This is a genomic window from Pseudomonas sp. GW704-F2 (assembly GCF_059423025.1).
Genome location: NZ_JBWKXO010000006.1, coordinates 165,628 through 182,888 on the forward strand (window position 1 = coordinate 165,628; position 17,261 = coordinate 182,888).

14 protein-coding genes are annotated in these 17,261 nt (G+C 61.3%); all 14 read right to left on the bottom strand.

Features of this window, described 5'->3' with window-relative positions; all coding sequences use genetic code 11:
- Positions 1-6 precede the first annotated feature (6 nt).
- The 14 genes from nuoH to mnmA all read right to left on the bottom strand — a co-directional run bounded on the left by nuoH (position 7) and on the right by mnmA (position 17,219).
- Positions 7-1,014 carry an NADH-quinone oxidoreductase subunit NuoH gene (gene nuoH, locus AC07W0_RS07475; protein WP_017848062.1) on the bottom strand — a complete coding sequence of 336 codons (1,008 nt, stop codon included), beginning with the start codon at positions 1,012-1,014 and terminating at the stop codon, positions 7-9.
- Positions 1,011-3,725, bottom strand: coding sequence for an NADH-quinone oxidoreductase subunit NuoG (gene nuoG, locus AC07W0_RS07480; RefSeq protein ID WP_102617239.1), 2,715 nt, complete (start codon positions 3,723-3,725; stop codon positions 1,011-1,013). Before nuoG ends, nuoH begins: the two co-directional genes overlap by 4 nt.
- Before the next feature lie 135 nt (positions 3,726-3,860).
- Positions 3,861-5,216 carry an NADH-quinone oxidoreductase subunit NuoF gene (gene nuoF / locus AC07W0_RS07485; protein WP_017848060.1) on the bottom strand — a complete coding sequence of 452 codons (1,356 nt, stop codon included), beginning with the start codon at positions 5,214-5,216 and terminating at the stop codon, positions 3,861-3,863.
- Positions 5,213-5,710: an NADH-quinone oxidoreductase subunit NuoE gene (gene nuoE, locus AC07W0_RS07490; RefSeq protein WP_017848059.1), complete on the bottom strand. Its 498-nt coding sequence runs from the start codon at positions 5,708-5,710 to the stop codon at positions 5,213-5,215. The genes nuoF and nuoE overlap by 4 nt, the downstream gene beginning before the upstream one ends.
- 2 nt (positions 5,711-5,712) lie before the next feature.
- Positions 5,713-7,497, bottom strand: coding sequence for an NADH-quinone oxidoreductase subunit C/D (gene nuoC, locus AC07W0_RS07495; RefSeq protein WP_017848058.1), 1,785 nt, complete (start codon positions 7,495-7,497; stop codon positions 5,713-5,715).
- Positions 7,498-7,569: 72 nt separating this feature from the next.
- Positions 7,570-8,244 (bottom strand): NuoB/complex I 20 kDa subunit family protein, encoded by a 675-nt coding sequence (locus tag AC07W0_RS07500; protein ID WP_003219572.1) that lies wholly within the window; start codon positions 8,242-8,244, stop codon positions 7,570-7,572.
- A gap of 10 nt (positions 8,245-8,254) precedes the next feature.
- Positions 8,255-8,668: an NADH-quinone oxidoreductase subunit A gene (locus AC07W0_RS07505; RefSeq protein ID WP_003219575.1), complete on the bottom strand. Its 414-nt coding sequence runs from the start codon at positions 8,666-8,668 to the stop codon at positions 8,255-8,257.
- A gap of 657 nt (positions 8,669-9,325) precedes the next feature.
- A complete protein-coding gene (gene aceA / locus AC07W0_RS07510) occupies positions 9,326-10,651 on the bottom strand; it encodes an isocitrate lyase (protein WP_024076175.1) in 1,326 nt (441 codons plus the stop codon).
- A gap of 492 nt (positions 10,652-11,143) precedes the next feature.
- On the bottom strand, positions 11,144-11,881 hold the full coding sequence (locus AC07W0_RS07515; protein WP_017848056.1) for a secretin N-terminal domain-containing protein: 738 nt from the start codon (positions 11,879-11,881) through the stop codon (positions 11,144-11,146).
- 428 nt (positions 11,882-12,309) lie between these two features.
- Entirely contained in the window at positions 12,310-12,732 is a 423-nt protein-coding gene (locus AC07W0_RS07520) for a GNAT family N-acetyltransferase (RefSeq protein ID WP_017848055.1), read from the bottom strand.
- Complete coding sequence (locus AC07W0_RS07525) at positions 12,725-13,894, bottom strand: ribosomal protein uL16 3-hydroxylase (protein WP_102617237.1); 1,170 nt, start codon at positions 13,892-13,894, stop codon at positions 12,725-12,727. Before AC07W0_RS07525 ends, AC07W0_RS07520 begins: the two co-directional genes overlap by 8 nt.
- Before the next feature lie 84 nt (positions 13,895-13,978).
- The gene (purB, locus tag AC07W0_RS07530; protein WP_017848053.1) at positions 13,979-15,349 is read right to left on the bottom strand and encodes an adenylosuccinate lyase; all 1,371 of its coding nucleotides are present in this window, start codon (positions 15,347-15,349) and stop codon (positions 13,979-13,981) included.
- Positions 15,350-15,474: 125 nt separating this feature from the next.
- Positions 15,475-16,098 (bottom strand): high frequency lysogenization protein HflD, encoded by a 624-nt coding sequence (gene hflD / locus AC07W0_RS07535; protein WP_017848052.1) that lies wholly within the window; start codon positions 16,096-16,098, stop codon positions 15,475-15,477.
- A complete protein-coding gene (gene mnmA / locus AC07W0_RS07540; RefSeq protein ID WP_046485054.1) occupies positions 16,095-17,219 on the bottom strand; it encodes a tRNA 2-thiouridine(34) synthase MnmA in 1,125 nt (374 codons plus the stop codon). Before mnmA ends, hflD begins: the two co-directional genes overlap by 4 nt.
- Positions 17,220-17,261: the final 42 nt, after the last annotated feature.

Consider the following 17,261-nt stretch of genomic DNA (forward strand, 5'->3'; position numbering starts at 1 on the left):
AAATCCTCACTGAACCGCGCCCGCGGGCGTGTTCAACAACACAACGGCAGCAGTCACCAGCAAATTGATCAGGGTCAGCGGCAGGCAGAAGCGCCAGCTGAAATCCATCACCTGGTCATACCGTGGACGCGGAATGGAAGCGCGCAGCAGGATAAACAGCATGATGAAGAACGCGGTCTTCAGTAAGAACCAGAAGATCGCCAGCTGCGGCAGGATGCCGAACGGACCGTGCCAGCCGCCGAAGAACAGCGTGACCAGCAGGGCCGAGATCAAGATGATGCCGATGTACTCACCGACGAAGAACATGCCCCATTTCATGCCGGCATATTCAATGTGGTAACCGTCGGCCAGTTCCTGTTCCGCTTCCGGTTGGTCGAACGGGTGACGGTGAGTCACGGCGACGCCAGCGATGAAGAACGTACAGAAGCCAAAGAACTGCGGAATGATGAACCACAGGTTCTGCGCCTGGTACTCGACGATGTCGCGCATGTTGAACGAGCCGACCTGCACCACGATGCCCATCAGCGCGAGGCCCATGAACACTTCGTAGGACACGGTCTGGGCCGAGGCCCGCAAGCTGCCCAGCAGGGCGAACTTGTTGTTACTGGCCCAACCGGCGAACAGTACCGCGTAGACCGACAAGCCGGCCATGGCGAAGAAGAACAGCAAGCCGATGTTCAGGTCCGCCACGCCCCAGGTCGGGGTGATCGGGATGATCGAGAAGGCGATCAGCAAGGCGCTCATGGCCACGACCGGTGCCAGGGTGAAGATCACCTTGTCGGCAAACGGCGGGGTCCAGTCTTCCTTGAAGAACATTTTCAGCATGTCGGCAGCGATCTGGAACATGCCGAACGGGCCAACGCGGTTCGGACCGTAACGGTCCTGCCACCAGCCCAGCAGGCGACGTTCGACGAAGCTGAGCAGGGCGCCCGCCACGACCACGGCCAACAGGATCACGATGGCCTTGACGACCGCAATGATCACATCGATGACTTCAGGGGTGAACCAGGTCATTGCGCTGCCTCCTGCAGACCGTCAACGGTTTGGCCAAAGATCGACGGTGGAATACCGGCGATGCCTTTTGGCAGTGCAACCAGGCCGGCACCCAACTCGTCGTTGATGCGCAGCGGCAGACGCAGGGTCTTGCCCGCGACGTTCAGACTGAGCAGGGCACCATCGTTGACGCCGAGACGGTCGGCTTCGGACTTGGCCAGGGACACGTAGGCAGCCGGGATGCGTTCTTGAACCGGTGCGGCTTTGGACGAGGTCTCGTCGCTGCCGAACAGGTGGAAGAACGGCACAACCTGCCAGGTGCCCTGGGCCGGGTTGAACGGACGCGGTACGGCGGCGAACCAGTTCAACGCATCGCCCTGGGGTTCGATCAGGCGGGTGCCCGGGTCGCCAGCGCGGATGTGACCACCGACTTCGTCCTGGAACTTGTTCCAGGCCTGCGGCGAGTTCCAGCCCGGCGACCAGGCAAATGGCACCTGCTGACGCGGCTCGACCGAACCCGAGTAACCTTCCATGGAGAAGGCGAACGCGGTGTCGTTGTCTTGCGGAGTACGCGGTTCATGCACGCTGATGTCGGCCCGCATGGCGGTACGACCGGAGTAGCGCAGCGGCTCACGGGCGAGTTTCATGCCCTTGATGCGGAACGCGGCGGACGGTGCAGCGTCGACGATACGCGCCAGTTGCGGGGCGCTCGCCGCGACGGCTGCAGTGACGTGGTCGAGTTGGGTCCAGTCGATCGGCTGATTGAGCAGAGTCGAGCGCAGGGCATGCAGCCAGCGCCAGCCTTCGTGAACCAGGATGCTGGCGTCCATGTACTTCGGATCGAACACCTGGAAGAAGCGCTGGGCGCGGCCTTCCTGGCTGACCAGGGTACCGTCGCCTTCGGCGAAGGTCGCGGCCGGCAATACCAGGTCGGCACGCTCGCTGGTGGCGGTCTTCTGGTGGTCGGCGACGATCAGCACTTTGGCAGCGTTCAGCGCGGCGTCGACCTTGGCCGAATCCGTGCGGGTGTACAGGTCGTTTTCCAGCACTACCAGGGTGTCGGCTTTGCCGTCGATCACGGCTTGCAGGGCGCTGTCGACGGACTCGCCACCGAGCATGGCCAGGCCGAGGCTGTTGGCTTCCGGCACGATCAGGCTGATGGAACCGTTCTTCTCGCGCAGCTTCAAGGCCTTGGCGATGTTGGCCGCCGCTTCGATCAGCGCTTTGGAACCCAGCGAGGTGCCGGCGATGATCAGTGGGCGCTTGGCCGCCAGCAGGGCGTCGGCGATGCGTTGGGCAAGTGCCATTGCTTCAGCGTCCAGGCCTTCGACGGCCGGCGCACTGGCGTCAAGGGCGTGGGCCACGGCGAAACCGAGGCGGGCCAGGTCATCTGGCGCTGCGTGTACGCATTCTTCGGCGATGTCGTCGAGCTTGGTTTCGGCCAGGCTGGCGATAAACAGCGGGTTCAGCGCGTGCTGGCCGATGTTTTTCACCGCGGCGTCGAGCCAAGGCTGTACGCGCATGGCGTCGGCCATGGCTTCGGCCTTGCCTTTGACCGACTGGCGCAGCGACAGGGCCATACGTGCGGCGGTCTGGGTGAGGTCTTCACCGAGCACGAAGATCGCATCGTGGTCTTCGATGTCGCGCATGTTCGGCACTGGCAGCGGGCTGTCGTTCAGCACTTGCAGGACCAGGCGGATGCGCTCCAGTTCAGCGGCTTCGATACCGCAGTAGAAGTGCTCGGCGCCGACCAGTTCGCGCAACGCGTAGTTGCTTTCGAGGCTGGCACGCGGCGAACCGATGCCGACGATGTTGCGACCGCGCAGCAGGTCGGCGGCTTTATCCAGCGCTTCGTCGGTGTTCAGCTTCGCGCCGCCGGCCAGCAGTGGCTGGCGTGGGCGGTCTTCGCGGTTGACGTAGCCATAGCCGAAACGGCCACGGTCGCACAGGAAGTACTGGTTGACCGAACCGTTGAAGCGGTTTTCGATGCGACGCAGTTCGCCGTAGCGCTCGCCCGGGGAGATGTTGCAACCGCTGGAGCAGCCATGGCAGATGCTCGGGGCGAACTGCATGTCCCACTTGCGGTTGTAGCGCTCGGAGTGCGTCTTGTCGGTGAACACACCGGTCGGGCAGACCTCGGTGAGGTTGCCGGAGAATTCGCTTTCCAGTACGCCGTCTTCAACGCGACCGAAGTACACGTTGTCGTGGGCGCCGAAGACGCCGAGGTCGGTGCCGCCCGCGTAGTCTTTATAGAAGCGCACGCAGCGGTAGCAGGCGATGCAGCGGTTCATTTCGTGGGAAATGAACGGGCCCAGTTCCTGGTTCTGGTGGGTGCGCTTGGTGAAGCGATAGCGGCGCTCGTTGTGGCCGGTCATCACCGTCATGTCTTGCAGGTGGCAGTGGCCGCCTTCCTCACAGACCGGGCAGTCGTGAGGGTGGTTGGTCATCAGCCATTCGACGACACTGGCGCGGAACGCCTTGGATTCTTCATCGTCGATGGAGATCCAGGTGTTGTCGGTGGCTGGGGTCATGCAGGACATGACGATGCGACCACGGGTGTCGTTCTCGTCGGTGTACTGCTTGACCGCACACTGGCGACAGGCACCGACGCTACCAAGAGCGGGGTGCCAGCAGAAATAAGGGATGTCGAGGCCTAGTGACAGACACGCCTGTAACAGGTTGTCTGCCCCATCGACTTCGAGCGCTTTGCCGTCTACGTGGATAGTGGCCATGGTTCAAAGATCTTCGTTGGCCCGTTGTCAGCGGGCGTGGCTAATGGAATCTTGTTATTCATGTGCATCAACACAGCCTTGACGGCGTCAGCACATGACGAGGCGAAGGGCACGGACCCTTCGCCTGTTTAAGCGTTACGCGCCGACTACGATCGGCCTCGCCAGAGGCGGGACGGCGGCGCTGGTAGGCGCGATGCCGGCTTCGAACTCCGAGCGGAAATATTTGATTGCGCTGCCCAATGGCTCCACGGCGCCCGGTGCGTGAGCACAGAAGGTCTTGCCTGGGCCGAGGAAACCGACCAGCCCCAGCAGGGTTTCGATGTCACCCTCGCGGCCTTCGCCTTTTTCCAGCGCCATCAGCAGCTTGACGCTCCACGGCAGACCGTCGCGGCACGGAGTGCAGAAACCGCAGGATTCGCGGGCGAAGAACTGCTCCATGTTGCGCAGCAGCGAGACCATGTTCACGGTGTTGTCCACCGCCATCGCCAGGCCAGTACCCATCCGGGTGCCCACCTTGCCGATGCCGCCGGCATACATCTGTGCGTCGAGGTGCTCGGGGAGCAGGAAGCCGGTACCGGCGCCGCCTGGCTGCCAGGCCTTGAGGGTGTAGCCGTCGCGCATGCCGCCGGCGTAGTCCTCGAACAGTTCGCGCGCGGTCACGCCGAACGGCAGTTCCCACAAGCCAGGGTTCTTGACCTTGCCGGAGAAGCCCATGAGCTTGGTGCCCATGTCTTCACTGCCTTCGCGGGCCAACGATTTGTACCAGTCCACGCCGTCGGCAATGATCGCCGGCACGTTGCACAGGGTTTCGACGTTGTTCACGCAGGTCGGCTTGCCCCACACGCCGACGGCGGCAGGGAAGGGCGGCTTGGAGCGCGGGTTGGCGCGGCGGCCTTCGAGGGAGTTGATCAGTGCGGTTTCTTCACCGCAGATATAACGCCCGGCGCCGGTGTGTACGAACAGTTCGAAGTCGAAACCCGAACCGAGGATGTTCTTGCCCAGCAGGCCCGCAGCCTTGGCTTCTTGCACGGCACGGTTGAGGTGCTTGGCGGCGGTGGTGTATTCGCCACGCAGGAAGATGTAGCCGCGGTAGGTTTTCAGCGCGCGGGCGCTGATCAGCATGCCTTCGATCAGCAGATGGGGCAGTTGCTCCATCAGCATGCGGTCTTTCCAGGTGTTTGGCTCCATTTCATCCGCGTTGCACAGCAGGTAGCGGATGTTGATGGATTCGTCTTTGGGCATCAGGCCCCACTTCACGCCAGTGGGGAAGCCTGCGCCGCCGCGGCCCTTGAGGCCGGCGTCCTTCACGGTCTGGACGATATCGTCCTGGGCCATGTCGGCGAAGGCTTTGCGCGCAGCGGCGTAACCGTTCTTGGCCTGGTACTCCTCGAGCCATACCGGCTCGGCATCGTCACGCAGGCGCCAGGTCAGCGGGTGAGTCTCGGGCGACCGCTTGATGCGGTTGGCCGGGCCGAAGGAAGTCAGGGTCATGGGTAGCCCTCGAGCAATTGGGTCACGCCAGCAGGCTGCACGTCACCGAATGTGTCGTCGTCGATCATCAACGCCGGCGCCTTGTCGCAGTTGCCCAGGCAGCACACCGGCAGCAGCGTGAAGCGGCCGTCCGGGGTGGTCTGGCCGAGGCCGATGCCAAGCTTGTTCTGGATCTCGCTGACCACCGACTCGTGACCACCGATGTAGCAGACCATGCTGTCGCATACGCGAATGATGTGGCGGCCCACCGGCTGGCGGAAGATCTGGCTGTAGAACGTGGCCACGCCTTCAACGTCGCTGGCGGGGATGCCGAGGATCTCGCCGATGGCGTAGAGAGCGCCGTCCGGCACCCAGCCACGTTCCTTCTGGACGATCTTCAAGGCTTCGATCGACGCCGCGCGCGGGTCTTCGTAGTGATGCAGCTCGTGCTCGATGGCCGAGCGCTCGGTTTCACTCAAGGTGAAACGGTCTGTCTGGATAAGCGTGTTATTCATGCTTAGCGGTCCACGTCGGCCATAACGAAATCGATACTACCCAGGTACGCAATCAAGTCCGCGACCATCTCGCCTTTGATCACCGAAGGGATCTGCTGCAAGTGCGGGAAGCTTGGAGTACGAATCCGGGTGCGGTAGCTCATGGTGCCGCCATCGCTCGTCAGGTAATAACTGTTGATACCCTTGGTCGCTTCGATCATCTGGAAGGATTCGTTGGCCGGCATCACCGGGCCCCACGAAACTTGCAGGAAGTGCGTGATCAGGGTTTCGATGTGCTGCAGCGTGCGCTCTTTCGGCGGCGGCGTGGTCAGCGGGTGATCCGCCTTGTACGGGCCGGCCGGCATGTTGCGCAGGCACTGGTCGATGATCTTGATGCTCTGGCGCATCTCTTCGACGCGGACCATGCAGCGGTCATAGGCATCGCCGTTCGCAGCCAGCGGTACTTCGAATTCGAAGTTCTCATAGCCGGAGTACGGACGGGCCTTGCGCAGGTCGAAATCGCAACCGGTGGAACGCAGGCCGGCACCGGTGACGCCCCATTCCAGGGCCTCTTTGGTGTTGTAGGCGGCGACGCCGATGGTCCGACCCTTGAGGATGCTGTTGTCCAGGGCGGCCTTGGTGTATTCGTCGAGACGCTTGGGCAGCCAGTCGACGAATTCCTTGACCAGCTTTTCCCAGCCGCGCGGCAGGTCGTGGGCCACACCGCCGATGCGGTACCAGGCCGGGTGCAGGCGGAAACCGGTGATGGCTTCGATGACTTTGTAGGCGCGCTGACGGTCGGTGAAGGTGAAGAACACCGGAGTCATGGCGCCGACGTCCTGGATGTAGGTCCCCAGGAACAGCAGGTGGCTGGTGATCCGGAAGAACTCGGCCATCATGACGCGGATGGTGTCGACGCGGTCGGGCACCTTGATGCCGGCCAGCTTCTCGACCGAGAGCACGTAAGGCAGGTTGTTCATCACGCCGCCGAGGTAGTCGATACGGTCGGTGTACGGGATGAAGCTGTGCCAGGACTGGCGCTCGGCCATCTTCTCGGCACCACGGTGGTGGTAGCCGATGTCCGGCACGCAGTCGACGATTTCTTCGCCGTCCAGCTGCAGGATGATACGGAAGGCACCGTGCGCCGAAGGGTGGTTCGGGCCCAGGTTGAGGAACATGTAGTCCTCGTTGGTGCCGGAACGCTTCATGCCCCAGTCTTCCGGACGGAAGCGTGCGGCTTCTTCTTCCAGTTGCTGTTTGGCCAGGGTCAGGCTGAACGGGTCGAATTCGGTGGCGCGGGCAGGGTAGTCCTTGCGCAGCGGGTGACCTTCCCAGGTCGGCGGCATCATGATGCGCGACAGGTGCGGGTGGCCCGGGAAGTCGATACCGAACATGTCCCAGACTTCACGCTCGTACCAGCTGGCGTTGGGCCAGATGCCGGTGACGGTCGGCACGCTCAGGTCGCTTTCGGAGAGGGCGACCTTGATCATCACGTCGCTGTTACGTTCGATCGACAGCAGGTGATAGAACACGGTGAAGTCGACGCCGCTCGGCAGCCCCTGGCGCTTGGTGCGCAGACGCTCGTCCACGCCATGCAGGTCATAGAGCATGACGTACGGCTTGGGCAGGTTGCGCAGGAAGGTCAGGACTTCGACGAGCTTGGCGCGCGCCACCCACAGCACCGGCATGCCGGTACGTGTGGCCTGGGCGGTGAAGGCGTCAGGGCCAAAACGGTTATTGAGTTCGACGACCACATCCTGGTCGTCTGCCTTATAAGGCGGGATGTACAGAGCACTGCCTGTAGTCATGGTTTTTTATCGCTTTCGGTCAACGTAAAGAATGAAGCCAGGTTTTCGTTCTATAAAAGAAGCGGCTCTGGATCAGACTTCGTCGGGGCTGCGCAGGTTGGTGACCTGAATACGCTGTTCGCGGCGCTGTTCCTTTTGTGACGGCATCTCGGCGCGGTAAACGCCTTGATCTCCGACAACCCAGGAAAGTGGGCGACGCTCCTTGCCAATCGATTCCTGCAACAGCATCAAGCCTTGCAGAAATGCTTCGGGGCGGGGCGGGCAGCCAGGCACGTAGACGTCCACGGGCAGGAACTTGTCCACCCCCTGAACAACGGAGTAGATGTCGTACATGCCACCGGAGTTGGCGCACGAACCCATGGAGATAACCCACTTCGGCTCGAGCATTTGCTCGTAGAGACGCTGAATGATCGGCGCCATCTTGATAAAGCAGGTACCGGCGATAACCATGAAATCCGCCTGACGCGGCGAGGCCCGGATCACTTCGGCGCCGAAGCGCGCGATGTCGTGGGGCGCCGTGAAGGCGGTGGTCATTTCCACGTAGCAGCAGGACAGACCGAAGTTGTACGGCCACAGGGAGTTTTTACGCCCCCAGTTGACCGCGCCGCTCAGCACGTCTTCCAGCTTGCCCATGTAGATGTTTTTGTGGACTTGGTCTTCTAACGGATCGGAAACGGTTTCCCGTTCGCCGATGGGGTACTGCTCGTTAGGAGCATCCGGGTCGATCCTGGTGAGATTGTATTGCATCGCCAAAGCCTCATTGTTTCAGCTTCGCTTGCCGCTTGCGACGAGCTTCCGGAGCCCAATCAAGGGCGCCCACTCGAAATAGGTAGACAAGGCCTGCCAACAGAATTGCTATGAAAACGAGGGCTTCGACGAATCCGGTCCAGCCGCTTTCGCGGACGGACACAGACCAGGCAAAGAGAAAGAGGGCTTCGATATCGAAGATCACGAAGAGCATCGCGACCAGATAGAATTTGGCTGAGAGCCGCAAGCGGGCGCCACCTGTGGGCAGCATGCCGGACTCGAACGGTTCGTTTTTGCTGCGGCCCCAGGCTTTTGACCCGAGTAGGCTGGAGACGCCGAGCATGAAGGCACAGAGGCCGACAACACCGAGGAGGAAAATGGCAAAGCCCCAGTTGTGGGCCATGAGTCCTGTCGCTTCGGTCATGCTGGTAATCCTTAGCAGAGAGCAAAGGTCTCTGAGCTCGAAAAAGTAACAATGCAGTGACGATATGTCGCAGCGCAATCAATCGCGGTGATTTTATGGCTAAACACCGGGCAAGTAAAATTCATATAGCGAAATTATTCGGTGGAATAAGCACATAGTACGCCTCCGTAGGGCTACAGCCCTTGAGTTACGGGCATTAGCCGGCTTTTTATCAAATATGTTTTGTTTAACCTGTAACGACGCTTTCATGGTCCAAATGATAATGAATGTTATTTGGGTGGGCGTTAAGCGGGTGGTTGCGGTGTGGTGCAGGAAGTTGTCGTTACTTGCTTGATTACCGCTAGTTGCCGGAGCGCATCTTTTAACTGATTTATCTGAACCAAATACCGCTTTGGATCAATGTTTCACACAAATTCTTCTGGTTGGCCCATTCCTCGATGTGGGAGGGGGCTTGCCCCCGATGGCGGTGGATCAGCAGCAGAGGTATTGACTGGCACACCGTAATCGGGGGCAAGCCCCCTCCCACATTTTTGAGCTTTGTGGTGTCAGGGGGATTTTCTTTGGGCAAAAAAACGCCCCGAACCAGTCGGGGCGTCAGGTCGTGCGGCATTGCGGTTAGCTGTTTACCGGGGCCGCAATGGCCGTTTGCTCAGTCACTCAGTGGAACTGTTCTTCTTCGGTCGAACCGGTCAGCGCGGTCACGGACGAGGTGCCGCCCTGGATCACGGTGGTCATGTCGTCGAAGTAGCCGGTGCCCACTTCCTGCTGGTGAGCCACGAAGGTGTAACCCTTGGCGGCGTCAGCGAATTCCTGCTCCTGCAGTTTCACGTAGGCGGTCATGTCGTTGCGGGCGTAGTCGTGCGCCAGGTTGAACATGCTGTGCCACATGTTGTGAATGCCGGCCAGGGTGATGAACTGGTGCTTGTAGCCCATGGCGGACAGTTCGCGCTGGAACTTGGCGATGGTCGCGTCGTCCAGGTTTTTCTTCCAGTTGAAGGAAGGCGAGCAGTTGTAGGACAGCAGTTGGTCCGGGTATTCCTTTTTGATCGCTTCGGCGAAGCGACGGGCTTCTGCCAGGTCCGGCTTGGCGGTTTCGCACCAGATCAGGTCGGCGTAAGGCGCATAGGCCAGGCCGCGAGCGATGGCCTGGTCGAGACCGGCGCGCACTTTGTAGAAGCCTTCCTGGGTACGTTCGCCAGTGACGAACGGTTGGTCATACGGGTCGCAGTCCGAAGTCAGCAAGTCGGCAGCGTTGGCGTCGGTACGGGCCAGGATGATGGTCGGTGTGCCGGCAACGTCAGCCGCCAGACGGGCAGCGGTCAGCTTCTGTACAGCTTCCTGGGTCGGTACCAGTACCTTGCCGCCCATGTGGCCGCATTTTTTCACCGAGGCCAGTTGGTCTTCGAAGTGAACGCCGGCGGCGCCTGCTTCGATCATGCTCTTCATCAGCTCGTAGGCGTTCAACACGCCGCCGAAACCGGCTTCGGCGTCAGCCACGATCGGTGCGAAGTAGTCGATGTAGCCTTCGTCGCCTGGGCCTTTACCGGCTTTCCACTGGATCTGGTCGGCGCGACGGAACGAGTTGTTGATGCGCTTGACCACGGTCGGTACGGAGTCCACCGGGTACAGCGATTGGTCGGGGTACATGGATTCAGCGGAGTTGTTGTCCGCTGCCACTTGCCAGCCGGACAGGTAGATCGCCTGGATACCGGCTTTTACCTGTTGGACTGCCTGGCCACCGGTCAGGGCGCCCATGCAGTTGACGAAATCTTTGTCGGGACGGAAGGATGGCTTGGCGCCCTGGGTGACCAGGTTCCACAGCTTCTCGGCGCCGAGTTTTGCAAAAGTGTGCTCAGGTTGAACCGAGCCACGCAGGCGGACGACGTCAGCAGCGGAATAAGCGCGGGTCACGCCTTTCCAGCGTGGGTTTTCAGCCCAGTCTTTTTCAAGGGCTGCAATTTGCTGTTCGCGTGTCAGTGCCATGGAGATAAACCTCGTCGCATAGGTCTGGGTGGAAAATTCCGTTTGCCAGCCACGTATACAGTGCGTGGGCTTGGCTGCTCGCTGACCAGAAGCACAGGTGTTCAAGTCAAGTCTGGCGGGGAAGCGACGGGATGAACGAATAACGAGGGGGGAGTGGGGCAGGTAGGGGCAAACTGCGAACGGTCTTCGGGCGTCGTGGGCCTTGGGGCGATTCATCAGTGTGTAGCCGGGTTACCTGGTTAGCTTCCGTCCCTCGGGACAACTTCGTTCCAGTCGCAACCTCGTCAAACACACCTTGTGGGCGGTACAGACACGAATCGGCTCAGTTGGGTAGCTTAGAGCGACGATCCGAAGGCCCTTGCCAGGGCCTCTGATTAGCGGGAGCGAGGCCATCATGCCCATGCTTTTTTGGATCGTCAAATGTTTTGTAGTGCTTTTTTTCAGGCACTACATCTTTAGTCTTATACGACTCATCAGTCAGTTATCGGTGCTTCAGTTCAAGGTGTCGACTTTAACCCGTAAAGTCAGGTCGTCGCGGCCCTGGGTAGCGTAAGTGCGGGTCGTAGAGGATTTGTCGGCCTGGGTTTCGCGATTGATGCCGGCCAGCGGAATCCACTCGCCCAGGCGGCCGCTGACGGTTGTGTCGGTACTTTGCACGTTCACTACATCGGGACGCTCCTGGCTCATGCGGTCACGGTTGGTACTGATCGCCAGGTGTACGGTGTCGCCGGTCACGCTGGCGGTCACGTAGAAACCCTGGGTGACGTTGCGGTATTGGGTCTGGTTCTGCGGGCGTCCGTAGGCATCGGGCTGGGTGGTGGTCAGTGGCACGCTCTGGCCTACCTGGATCAGTGCGGGCACGCCTTCACTGGCCTGGATCTGCTGGATGCCGCCGTCGCGGCTGGCGGTGCCGTAGCTGATGATGCGGGTCTGGCTGTCGCCGCTGCTTTGCTGGTTGTTTTCGTTGGTGTCGACGGTGATCAGCAGGCGCTTGGCCGGTATGTCCAGTTGCGAGAGCAGGGTGCGCAGGTCCTGGATCCTGACAGGGTCGGCATTGACGATCAGTTGATTGCCGTAGGCGCTGACGGTGCCGTCCTTGCCGAGGAAGTTCTGCGCCACGGGCAGCAGGTCGGCGCTGGTACGGTGGCTCAAATTGACGACTTCGGTGTCGGCCGCCGCTGTGAAGCTGGCGGTCAGGAGGAGGGCGGTGAGCAGGGTGCGTAGGGACATGTCCGTTATCTCTGCGAGTCATAAGGCTTGATAGTGCCAGTTTGTCGGCCTGGCGGGTCGCAAGTTGAATCGTAGACGGCAAAACACCCTGGCATCGGTGGATGGCAGGGTGTTTTGGGGTGCTGCTGGTAATGCTATCGGGGGCAAGCCCCCTCCCACACTTGACGGCATTCCAAGGGACGCTCTCGGTCAAAATGTGGGAGGGGCAAGCCCCCCTCCCACACTTGACGGCATTCCAAGGGACGCTCTCGGTCAAAATGTGGGAGGGGCAAGCCCCCTTCCACACTTGACGGCATTCCAAGGGATGCTCTCGGTCAAAATGTGGGAGGGGCAAGCCCCCCCTCCCACACTTGACGGCATTCCAAGGGATGCTCTCGGTCAAAATGTGGGAGGGGGCTTGCCCCCGATAGCAGCGACGCGGTCCCGGATCAGCCCTCGCGCACCATATCGACGTGCGGAATCCCGACTTCAAGGAATTCCTCGCTGACGATCTTGAAGCCCAGTCGCTCATAGAACGGCGCGGCATAGACCTGCGCACTGAGGAACTGTTTGTTCTGGCCGCGCTTCTCGGCTTCGCCAATCACGGCTTCCATCAGCTTGTCGCCGACTTTAAGCCCGCGCCAATCCTTGAGGACCGACACGCGGCCGATCTCGCCGCTGGGCAGCAGGCGAGCGGTGCCAATCGGAAAGTCGCCCTCGAACGCGAGGAAATGCACGGCGTCCGCGTCGTCTGCGTCCCATTCCAGTTCGGGTGGGACCGATTGTTCGGCGATAAATACCGCTTCACGAATGCGCCGAATCTCGGCGATATCCTTATGCCAGTTCGCGACATTGACGTGAATCTTATTCATCGGCAAACCCCAGGCTTCCCTGCTTGACCAGCTCGCACATCAGGTCGCGGGCATCGTCGTCCGCCAGCCATTCGCTCAGGTTGTCGATGTGCAGGGCGTCGGCTGCGCAGATCATTTTCAGCAGTTCGCGCAGCTTGCCCGGCAGGTAACGGCTCTGGCCGCTGGCGAACAGCAGCAGGTCGTCGTCGACTTCGGACCAGGCCATGCGCGCGCTTGGGTTGCGGATCAATACGCCGCCATCTTCCAGGCTGCCGACCACGTCTTCTTCCAGCAGTTCTTCCGGGCCGGCGACCAGTTCCGGGTAGCGCGGCTCGGTCATGAACTGGCCGAACCAGGTCAGCAGCATGCGCTCGTCGCTCATGTGCTCGGCCAGCAGGCTCTTGAGGCGGTCGAGGGCATCGCTCTGGATTTGGTGTGGGTCGCTGGTCGGCTGGATGTCGGCGTCGGTGTAACGCTCTTCGTCGGTCAGGTACTGGCTGAGGAAGTCGGTGAAGTGGGTCAGCACTTCGGCGGCGCTTGGCGCGCGGAAGCCGACCGAGTAGGTCATGCAGTCATCTTCGGCAATGCCATAGTGGGCCAGGCGTGGCGGCAGATAGAGCATGTCGCCCGGTTCCAGCACCCATTCGGCGATCTCTTCGAATTCGGCGAGGATGCGCAGGTCGGCGTGTTGCAGCATCGGGCTGTCAGAGCTGCACATCTGGCCGATCTTCCAGTTGCGCTTGCCATGGGCTTGCAGCAGGAACACGTCGTAGTTATCGAAGTGCGGACCCACGCTGCCACCGGGCGCGGCGAAGCTGATCATCACGTCGTCGATGCGCCAGCTGGGCAGGAAGCGGAACTGTTCGAGCAGTTCGGCGACTTCCGGCACGAACTGGTCGACCGCCTGCACCAGCAGGGTCCACTCGCGCTCGGGCAGGGTGCTGAAGGTGTCTTCGGCGAACGGGCCGCGGCGCAGTTCCCACGGACGCTCGCCGTGTTCGATCACCAGGCGCGACTCGACTTCTTCTTCCAGGGCCAGGCCGGCCAGTTCATCGGCGTCGATCGGGCTTTCGAAATCAGGAATGGCCTGACGGATCAGCAGCGGTTTTTTCTGCCAGTAGTCGCGCAGGAATTCCCGTGCCGTGATGCCGCCCAGAAGTTGAAGAGGGATATCAGGATTCATGTGTAACCTATTGAAAAAAAGCACTTTTCAGACTGGAATAAAAACGCCCGGCGCGGCCGGGCGTCTCAAAGGGGCTTGCGATGATCAGATGCGTTTGGCTTGGGCCACGGCGTTGCCGATGTAGTTGGCCGGGGTGAGCAGTTTCAGCTCGGCCTTGGCAGCGGCGGGCATGTCCAGGCCGTCGATGAAAGTTTGCAGTGCTTCAGGGCTGATGCCTTTGCCGCGCGTCAACTCTTTGAGCTTCTCATACGGGTTTTCGATGTTGTAGCGGCGCATCACGGTCTGGATCGGTTCGGCCAGAACTTCCCAGCATGCATCCAGGTCAGCGGCGATTTTCTGCTCGTTGAGTTCCAGCTTGCTGATGCCTTTGAGGCTGGCTTCGTAGGCGATCACGCTGTGGGCAAAGCCCACGCCGAGGTTGCGCAGTACGGTGGAGTCGGTCAGGTCGCGCTGCCAGCGGGAGATCGGCAACTTGCTGGCCAGGTGCTGGAACAGGGCGTTGGCGATGCCAAGGTTGCCTTCGGAGTTTTCGAAGTCGATCGGGTTGACCTTGTGCGGCATGGTCGACGAACCGATTTCGCCGGCAATGGTGCGCTGCTTGAAGTAGCCCAGGGAGATGTAGCCCCAGACGTCACGGTCGAAGTCGATCAGGATGGTGTTGAAGCGCGCAATCGCGTCGAACAGCTCGGCGATGTAGTCGTGCGGTTCGATCTGCGTGGTGTACGGGTTGAAGCCCAGGCCCAGTTCGTCTTCGATGAAGGCGCGGGCGTTGGCTTCCCAGTCGACCTCCGGGTAGGCCGACAGGTGGGCGTTGTAGTTGCCCACGGCGCCGTTGATCTTGCCCAGCAGCGGGACGGCCGCCACTTGAGCGATCTGGCGCTCCAGGCGATACACCACGTTGGCCAGTTCTTTGCCCAGGGTGGTCGGCGAGGCCGGTTGACCGTGGGTGCGCGACAGCATCGGCACAGCGGCGAAGCGGATCGCCAGTTCGCGGATGGCTTCGGCGGTCTGGCGCATCAGCGGCAGCATCACCTCATCACGGCCTTCGCGCAGCATCAGGGCGTGGGACAGGTTGTTGATGTCCTCGCTGGTGCAGGCGAAGTGGATGAATTCGCTGACGTTGGCCAGTTCCGGCAGCTTGGCCGCTTGCTCTTTGAGCAGGTATTCGATGGCTTTGACGTCGTGGTTGGTGGTGCGCTCGATCTCTTTGACACGCTCGGCGTGCTCCAGAGAGAAGTTTTCCGCCAGAGTGTTCAATACCGCGTTGGCTTCGGCGGAGAACGCCGGCACTTCACTGATGGCAGGGTGAGCGGCCAGGCGCTGGAGCCAGCGCACTTCAACCAGTACGCGGGCACGGATCAGGCCGTATTCACTGAAAATCGGGCGCAGGGCCTGGGTCTTGCCGGCGTAGCGGCCGTCAACAGGGGAAACCGCAGTGAGCGAAGAGAGCTGCATGGGGTGTTCTCGGACAGTCGGGCAACGAAATGGGGCGCGTATCATACATGAAAAAATCCGCCGGTCCGTTGCCAACTGACCGGCGTATTACGCGTAACGGCTTGAAAATAGCCCGTGGCTGCGACTTATTCGTTGCGCATCAACGGGTAAAGCTCTTTGAGCAATTTGCGACGGCTGATGACCAACTGCCAACGATGACCGCCCAACTGGCGCCACAACCGCGCCGAGCGGATACCGGCCAGAAGCAGGGCGCGGATCTTCGAGGCGTTGTTCGGTTGTTGCAGGTTGCGCATGTCGCCATGCACCTGGATGCGCTGGCGCAATGTGCTCAAGGTGTCCTGGTACAGCGCGCCGCAGGCGGCGATGACGTTTTCGTGGGCCGGGCCGAAGTGTTCAACCTGGGACTGGATCTGCGGCAGGCGCTTGCCGATGGTCTCCAGCAGGTCGTCACGCTTGGCCAGTTGGCGCTCGAGGCCGAGCATCGACAGGGCGTAGCGCAGCGGTTCGCGCTGCAAGGTGCTCGGGTCGCGTTCCAGTGCGCCGACCAGTGCGCGGTAGCCTTCACGCAGCGCCAGGTCGTCACCGCCATAGACTTCCAGGGTATCCTTGGGGTCGCGAACCAGCAGGCTGCCGAGCATGCAGGTCAGGCCGGCCTCGGTAACCTGGCCGGTCTTGGCGATCTTGTCCACCAGCACTGCGGCGAGGAAGACCCCGCCGAGTGCCGTCAGTTGCTCCTGGATCGGGCTCATGCCGGGTTGCTCCAGGGTTCGGCGACTTCAATCACGCCGCCCCCCAGGCACACCTCGCCATCGTAGAACACCACGGACTGGCCAGGCGTGACCGCGCGTTGCGGGTCATCGAAGGTGGCGCGGTAACCGTCGGCGGTTTTTTCCAGGGTGCAGGGCTGGTCGCTCTGGCGATAGCGCACCTTGGCGGTCAGGCGGCGCGGCGCGCTCAGGTCCACCGGGTTGACCCAGTAGATATCCGAAGCGAGCAGTGCGCGGGAGAACAGCCATGGGTGGTCATTGCCCTGGCCCACGATCAGTTCGTTGTGCTCCAGGTCCTTGACCAGCACGTACCACGGCTCGTCGCCGGCGTCTTTCAAGCCGCCGATGCCCAGGCCCTGGCGCTGGCCGATGGTGTGGTACATCAGGCCGTGATGGTGGCCGATGACCTCGCCTTCGGTGGTTTTGATCTCGCCCGGTTGCGCTGGCAGGTATTGCTTGAGGAAGTCGCTGAAACGGCGCTCGCCGATAAAGCAGATCCCGGTGGAATCCTTCTTCTTGGCGGTGGCCAGGTCGTGCTGCTCGGCGATCCGGCGCACTTCGGGCTTTTCCAGTTCGCCGACCGGGAACAGGGTCTTGGCGATCTGTTCGCCGCCGACGGCGTGCAGGAAGTAGCTCTGGTCCTTGTTGGGGTCCAGGCCCTTGAGCAGTTCGGTGCGCCCGTCGATGTCACGACGGCGCACGTAGTGGCCGGTGGCAATCAGGTCGGCGCCGAGCATCATGGCGTAGTCGAGGAACGCCTTGAACTTGATCTCGCGGTTGCACAGGATGTCCGGGTTCGGCGTGCGGCCGGCCTTGTATTCGGCCAGGAAGTGCTCGAACACGTTGTCCCAGTACTCGGCGGCGAAGTTGGCGGTATGCAGCTTGATGCCGATCTTGTCGCACACGGCCTGGGCATCCGCCAGGTCGTCCATGGCGGTGCAATATTCCGTTCCATCGTCTTCTTCCCAGTTCTTCATGAACAGGCCTTCCACCTCATAACCCTGCTCCATGAGCAGAACGGCGGAAACGGAAGAATCCACGCCGCCGGACATGCCGACGATGACGCGCTTCTTTTGTGTGTCAGAAGGGGCTGGATCACGCATAGGGTTTCAACGGGTGTCTTGAAAAAGGACGCGATTCTAACA